Origin of the sequence: Pseudonocardia sp. McavD-2-B (assembly GCF_024124365.1) — a bacterium.
GTDB lineage: Bacteria > Actinomycetota > Actinomycetes > Mycobacteriales > Pseudonocardiaceae > Pseudonocardia > Pseudonocardia alni.
The window spans coordinates 1-6,904 of the sequence record NZ_JAMXSG010000294.1; the positions used below are offsets into that span (position 1 = coordinate 1).

Sequence of the window (6,904 nt, forward strand, 5' to 3'; positions counted from 1 at the left end):
GCCCCGGACCGTGCCGCGTGGTGGCGCGACCGGCACGACCGCGTCGCCGCCCTGCTCGACGCGGCCACCGGCGCCGGCCGGGTCAGTACTGGTTGACCCGCCCGTCGCGGCGCAGCGCCGCGTCGATCGCCCGCGCCGGACCGGGCACCTGGTACTGGCCCTTCACCAGCTTCCCGGCGCTGGGCACCGCGCCCTTGCCCGGCCACGTCGCCGTGTCCCACAGCGACGAGCGCAGGAACGCCTTCGCGCAGTGCAGGAACAGCTCGTCGATCTCGACGACGATCGCCACCTCGGGCGTCGAGCCCTGCACGGTGAGCCGGTCGGCGAAGTCCGGCCGGTGCACGATCCGGGCCCGCCCATTGATCCGCACGGTGTCGTTCGACCCCGGCACGACGACGATCATCCCGACCCGGGGGTCGTGCAGGATGTTGCGCATCGAGTCGAGCCTGCGGTTCCCCTTGCGGTCGGCGAAGGCGATCGTGTGCTCGTCGAGGACCAGCAGACAGCCCGCCGGGTCGCCCCGGGGCGAGACGTCGACGCCGTCCGGCCCGGTCGTCGCCAGCAGGAAGAACGGCGCCGCGGCCAGGAACTCCGCGGTCACCGGATCGACCCGGTCGCGTGCCTTGTCCCGGATGAACCCGGGCACCTCGCCGATGATCTCCCGGAGCCTGGCCTCGTCGGTCACGTGTTCCATCGCATCCCCCTCGTTGTTAGGTCACCCTAACCGTGGGCGTGCTCCCGGGGCGACCCCCGCCTAGGGTCCCGGTGTGGGCGTGATCGTGATCGGGGCCGGCATCGCCGGGGTGACCTGCGCCGCGGAGCTGGTCGCCCGCGGCGTGGACGTGACGGTGTACGAGCGGGCCCGCGGAGCCGGGGGACGGCTCGCGGTGCACCGCCACGACGGCCGTCCCGCCGACATCGGCGCCGCCTACTTCACCGTCTCCGACGACCGGTTCGACGCCCGCGTCCGCCGCTGGCGCGACGACGGCCTGGTCCGCCGGTGGACCGACACCCTCGCGGTGTTCGACAGCGCGGTCCGGGGCGCGGACAACCCGGGTCCGCTGCGGTTCGCGGCACCGGCCGGGCTGCGGTCGCTGGTCACCGACACCGCCCGTGACCTCGTCGTCCGCACCGGCCGCACCGTCGAGCGGGTCCGCCCCGGCCCGGACGGCCCGACCGTCGACGGCGAGCGCGCCGACGCCGTCGTGCTGGCGATGCCCGACCCGCAGGCCGCCCGGCTGCTCGACCCGGACACCCCCGCGGGCGCCGCGGTCGCCGGTCGGGAGTGGAACCCGGTGCTCGCCCTGACCGCCGGGTTCGCCGCGCGGGACTGGCCGCGGCTGCCCGCCGCGTTCGTCAACGACCACCCCGTCCTGTCCCTCGTCGCCGACGACGGCGACCGCCGCGGCGACGACGCCCCGGTACTCGTCGCGCACTCCACCGGCGACCTCGCCCGCGCCCACGACGCCGACCCCGCCGGCGCGGTGCCCGCGATGACCGCCGCCCTCCGGGAGCTGCTGGGCATCACCGCGGAGCCGGACTGGACGCACGTGCACCGCTGGCGCTTCGCCGCCCCCGCCGGCACGCGGGAGCAGACCTTCCACCTCGACGACGACGGCGTCGCCCTGGCCGGGGACGGCTGGGGCCGGTCCCGGGTGCAGACGGCCTGGCTGTCCGGGCTGGAGCTGGCCGGGGAGCTCGCGGGACGCCTGGGTCGCTGAGCCCTGGCCGCGTCGGTGTCGGCGACCTACCGTCGTGGGCATGCCCGACCGCGCCACCGCTGCCGCCCCCGTCGTCGTCGAACCGGAGGGACGGCCGTTCGGCGGGTCCACCGTGCCCGCGGAGCTCGACGCCTCCGGCCCGGACGCCGCCGGGCGCGCGGTGCTCGCCGAGCTGGCCGCCGCGCTCGACGCCGACCGGGTCCTCACCGACCCCGATGTCGTGCGCCCCTACGTCCACGACGAGGCCGAGTGGGCCGAGTACGGAACGCCGCTCTGCGTGGTGCGGGCACGGACCACCGCCGACGTCGCCGCGACCGTGCGGGCCTGTGCGGCCCACCGGGTCCCGGTCGTCGCGCGGGGCGCGGGCACCGGGCTGTCCGGCGGGGCGAACGCGGTCGACGGCTGTGTCCTGGTCAGCCTGGAACGGATGACCGCGATCCGGGAGATCTCGGCCGGGGAGAGGCTCGCCGTCGTCGAACCGGGGGTGGTCAACGACGACCTGCGGGCCGCCTGCGCGGAGCAGGGCCTCTGGTACCCGCCGGACCCGGCGTCGGCGCCCTGGTCGACGATCGGCGGCAACGTCGCGACCAACGCGGGCGGGCTGTGCTGCGTGAAGTACGGCGTCACCCGCGACTACGTGCTCGCCCTCGAGGTCGTCACCGCCACCGGTGAGGTCGTGCGGCTCGGGCGGCGCACCGCGAAGGGGGTCGTCGGCTACGACCTCGCCGGTCTGATGGTCGGCTCGGAGGGGACGCTCGGGATCATCACCGAGATCACCGTGAAGCTGCGCCCCGCCCGCCCGGCCGCACCGCGCACCGTCGTCGGGTTCTTCGACTCCCTCGCCGACTGCGGGGCCGCGGTCGCCGCCGTCACCGAACAGGGGCTGCAGCCCGCGGTGTTCGAGCTGGTCGACCGGGAGTGCCTGGCCGCGGTCAACGCGTGGCGCAACGCGGGCCTGCCGACCGGTGCCGCGGCGCTGCTGATCGCCCAGACCGACCTGCCCGAGCCCGCCGCACAGGCCGAGGCCGACGCGATCCTGGCCGCGTTCACCGCGCACGGGGCGACCGAGGCGATGGCCTCGACCGACGAGACCGAGTCCGAGGCGCTGTTCGCCGCCCGCCGGATGGCCTACCCGGCGCTGGAGCAGCTCGGGATGGGGATGCTGACCGAGGACGTCTGCGTCCCCCGGCCGCGGATGGCCGAGATGCTCGCCCGGATCGAGGACATCGGCCGTCGCCGCGGGGTCCGGATCGCGACCGTCGCGCACGCCGGCGACGGGAACCTGCACCCGCTGATGCTCACCCCGCACGACGACCCGGACGCCCGGGACCGCACCCGCGCCGCGTTCGACGAGATCATCGGCGCGGCCGTCGAGCTGGGCGGGACGGTCACCGGCGAGCACGGCGTCGGCCTGCTCAAGCGCGACGGGATGGAGCGCGAGCTCGGCCCGGAGGTGCTCGCCCTGCAGCGGGCGGTGAAGGCGGCCCTCGACCCGGACGGCATCCTGAACCCGGGCAAGGCCGTCTGAACCGGCCGCATCGCCCGGATGGCCGCGCGTGATCGTCCCCGTACCGGGGAACTCCGGAGGATGAGTACGACCGACCCGGCCCTGGTCCCGTCCGCGCTCGCCCTGACCTACCGGGGTCCTGCGCACACCGGTGCGCCGCGGCTGTCCGGCGTGGACGGCGTGCACGAGGTGGTGCCGGTGGTGGCGGCCGAGGTGCGCGAGGTCGAACGTCTCGACACCGCCGACCTGCGGCTGTTCTCCGCGGGCATCGAGCTCGTCGTCGAGCACGTGGTGCCCGACCGGGCCTCGGTGGTGCCGCCCGGCTCGGTCTGGGTGCTGCGGCTGCCCGACGCCGGCCCCGACGACGACCTGCGCGTCCCGCTGTCCGGCAGCGAGGTCGAGGGCGTCGCCGACCGGTCGGTCCCCGACGGCATCGACGCGCTCGTCCGCCGGGTCCGCGGCGACGCGCCGCTGGTGCCGGTGGGCCGGGTGCACGTCACCCGCACCGTCAGCAGGATGCGCGACGACGCCGGACGCGACCTGGCCACCCTGACCCGCGAGCAGGTCGACGTCGCGACGCTGGGCGGGTCGGCGACCGTCGAGAGCTGGACCGAGGCCGTCGTCGAACCGGGGACGGCCGGGACCGCCCTGCTGCAGCAGCTCGACGACGCCCTGCGCACCACCGGCCTCGTCCGTGCCCCGCGCGGCGGCTACGCCCGGCTGACCGCGCTTCTGGCCGAGGCGGCGCCCGTCGACCCGCCGCGGCGGACCGGGCGCACGGGCAGCGCCGGTGCGTTGCTGCTGCGCTACCTCGGGGACCAGGTCGACGCGCTCGCCGCGCGCGAGCAGGACCTGCGCGCCGACCGCCCGGACGCGGTGCACCAGATGCGCATCGCCGCCCGCCGGATGCGCAGCGCGCTGCGTACCTACGCGGGGCTCCTGGAGGGCCCGCGGGTCGCGCACGTGGTCGCCGAGCTGCGCTGGCTGGGCCGGGCGCTGGCCGGTGAACGCGACGCCGAGGTCCAGGAGGAGCGCCTGAACGCCCGGCTGAGCGCGCTGGAGCCGGAGCTGCTGCTGGGACCGGTGCAGGCCGCCGTCACCCGGCACTTCGCCCGCACCCGCGCCGAGACCGGGGCGGCGGTGCTCGACATCATCGACGGGGAGCGCTACGCCGCGCTGCAGGGCGCGCTGCGCCGGCTGCTCGCCGACCCGCCGCTGTCGCGCCGGGCCCGCAAGCCCGCGACCACCGTCCTTCCCGCGATGGTGGGCCGTACGGCCCGCAAACTGGAGCGGCGGATGGAACGCGCGCTGGCCGACCTCGACGCCGGTCAGGTCGCCCCCGACTCGCTGCACGACGCCCGCAAGACCGGCAAGCAGCTCCGCTACGCCACCGAGGTCGCCCGGCCCAGCGTCGGGAAGGACGCGCGGGCGTTCGCGAAGCGGCTCAAGAAGGTCTCCGACGTGCTCGGCGAGCACCAGGACGCCGTCGTCTCCCGGGAGACCCTGCGGACCCTCGGGGCCCGCGCCGGCGCCGAGCGGGACAACGGGTTCACCTTCGGTGTGCTGCACGGCCGGGACACCGCGACGATGCTCGACCTGGAGCGCAGGCTGCCCACGGTGTGGGAGACGGCGTGGACGCGGCGCGCCCGCCGGTGGATGCGCCGCTAGCCTGCGCGGGGTGAGAGACGCCGTCGCCGACCTCCGCCGGATCGCGTTCCTGCTCGAACGCGCCCAGGAGTCGACCTACCGGGTGCGCGCGTTCCGGACCGCGGCCGGCGCGCTGCGCGGTCGCGACGCCGAGGAGCTGGCCCGGCTGCACGCCTCGGGCGGCCTCACGGACCTGAAGGGTGTCGGCGAGGTGACCGCGCGCTGCGTGGGGGAGTCCGTCGCCGGGGAGGAACCGGTCTACCTGCGACGGCTGGAGGACGCCGTCGCCCGCGCCGACGCCACCGGGGTGCCCCTGGCCGAGGCGGCGCTGCGGCTGCGCGAGGGCCTGCGCGGGGACTGCCACAGCCACACCGACGCCTCCGACGGCGGCTCCCCGCTCGCCGAGATGGCCGAGACCGCGATCGGGCTGGGCCACGACTACCTCGTCGTCACCGACCACTCGCCGCGCCTGACCGTCGCGAACGGGCTGTCCGCGGACCGGCTGCGGCGCCAGGTCGAGCAGATCGCGCAGCTCAACGAGCGGATCACCGCGTCCGGGTCGGACTTCCGGGTGCTCACCGGCATCGAGGTGGACATCCTCGACGACGGCGCCCTCGACCAGTCCGAGGACCTGCTCGCCTCGCTCGACGTGGTGGTGGCCAGCGTGCACTCGAAGCTGCGGATGCCCCGCGACGAGATGACCGAGCGGATGCTCACCGCCGTCGCGAACCCGCACGTCGACGTGCTCGGGCACTGCACGGGCCGGATGGTCACCGGCCGCCGCACGCGCCCCGAGTCCGAGTTCGACGCCGACGCCGTCTTCGCCGCCTGCGCGGAACACGGCGTCGCCGTGGAGATCAACGCCCGGCCCGAGCGCCTCGACCCGCCCAAGCGGCTGCTGCGCCTGGCCGTCGAGGCCGGGTGCGAGTTCACGATCGACACCGACGCGCACGCCCCCGGGCAGCTCGACTGGCTCGACCACGGCTGCGCCCGCGCCGTCGCCTGCGGGGTGGACCCGGAGCGGATCCGCAACACCCGCGACCTCGCGGGCCTGCTGCGCTGACCTCCGGTGCCGGGTCAGCGCAGCTCGAAGTCGGCGACGTCGAAGCCGGGTGAGACGACGCAGCTGACCAGGACCGCCCCCGGCCCCGCCGGCTCCGCCCGCTGCCACACCCCGGGCGGGACCTCCTGCTGCGGGCCGGCCGGCCCGAGCCGCAACCGGGCGCCGGGGACGGGGTCCGGTCCGTCACCACCGAGGACCAGGTCCGCCTCGGGACCCGAGTGCCGGCACCACAGCTCGGTGGACCGGACGCGGTGCCACCGGCCGGGGGCGTCGAAGAGGTAGAGGATCGCCGTCGCCGAGGGGCGTGGACCGTACGGGGTCGCGACGACGACCGGTGAGGTCCAGGTCCGCCGGTACCAGCCACCCTCCGGGTGCGGGGCGAGGTCCAGCGCGACGGCGAGGTCGGGGCGAGCCACGCCGCCACTGTGGCAGGCGGACGCGCGGTCCGTCCCCGGTCCCCACCCCGGGGCGCCCCGGGGCATCGGCCCCGGGGCGCGTCGCACCCCTGGTGCGGTCGCCGCACCCGTCGCGGCGGGTGCGGGAGCCCCCGCCGGGGTGCGACACCTCCGTCCGCGGGGCGCCCCGCGCGGCGACGGGTGCCACACCCGCCGTCGCGCACCGGTCGGTCACCCGATGTCACCGGTACCCGCAGGAGGATCACCGTCCGTCCACGGGCGACCGCATCCCACCCGTCCGCGCGCTCCCCGGACGGGTGGTTCGACTGGTGCTCCTCACCCACCGCACGTGAGATGGGACCGCAGGTGACCGAGTGACGGGAGTGATCCACGGTGCGGACCAGGACCAGGACGACGGTGGCGGTGCTCGCCGCGACGCTCGCGCTGTCGGCGGTCACGACGGCCGGTGCGTCGACGGCGTCGGCGGCATCCGCGGCTCCGGCGGCCGCCGTGACCCGGACCGTCGCCGACGACCCGGTGCCCCCGCGGGACGACAGCGGCGCGGCCGCGC

General features: G+C 76.4%; 6 protein-coding genes. 4 read left to right on the forward strand and 2 right to left on the reverse strand.

The features are described 5' to 3' along the window. Positions 1-82: 82 nt before the first annotated feature. Positions 83-694, reverse strand: a complete 612-nt coding sequence (locus NH602_RS26235; RefSeq protein WP_179760801.1) for an MSMEG_1061 family FMN-dependent PPOX-type flavoprotein — start codon at positions 692-694, stop codon at positions 83-85. Between the two features lie 73 nt (positions 695-767). On the opposite strand from NH602_RS26235, the gene NH602_RS26240 reads away from it, so the two are divergent. The 4 genes from NH602_RS26240 to NH602_RS26255 are packed head-to-tail and all read left to right on the forward strand — an operon-like array spanning position 768 to position 5,938. Continuing rightward, positions 768-1,721: an NAD(P)/FAD-dependent oxidoreductase gene (locus tag NH602_RS26240; RefSeq protein WP_253069183.1), complete on the forward strand. Its 954-nt coding sequence runs from the start codon at positions 768-770 to the stop codon at positions 1,719-1,721. 40 nt (positions 1,722-1,761) lie between these two features. Continuing rightward, positions 1,762-3,249, forward strand: coding sequence for an FAD-binding oxidoreductase (locus NH602_RS26245; RefSeq protein ID WP_161152645.1), 1,488 nt, complete (start codon positions 1,762-1,764; stop codon positions 3,247-3,249). Between the two features lie 60 nt (positions 3,250-3,309). After that, entirely contained in the window at positions 3,310-4,896 is a 1,587-nt protein-coding gene (locus NH602_RS26250; protein ID WP_179760800.1) for a CHAD domain-containing protein, read from the forward strand. A gap of 10 nt (positions 4,897-4,906) precedes the next feature. After that, on the forward strand, positions 4,907-5,938 hold the full coding sequence (locus NH602_RS26255) for a PHP domain-containing protein (protein WP_179760799.1): 1,032 nt from the start codon (positions 4,907-4,909) through the stop codon (positions 5,936-5,938). A gap of 14 nt (positions 5,939-5,952) precedes the next feature. Here the strand turns inward: NH602_RS26255 and NH602_RS26260 are convergent, their stop codons facing one another. After that, positions 5,953-6,354 carry a cupin domain-containing protein gene (locus tag NH602_RS26260; protein WP_253069184.1) on the reverse strand — a complete coding sequence of 134 codons (402 nt, stop codon included), beginning with the start codon at positions 6,352-6,354 and terminating at the stop codon, positions 5,953-5,955. Between the last annotated feature and the right edge of the window lie 550 nt (positions 6,355-6,904).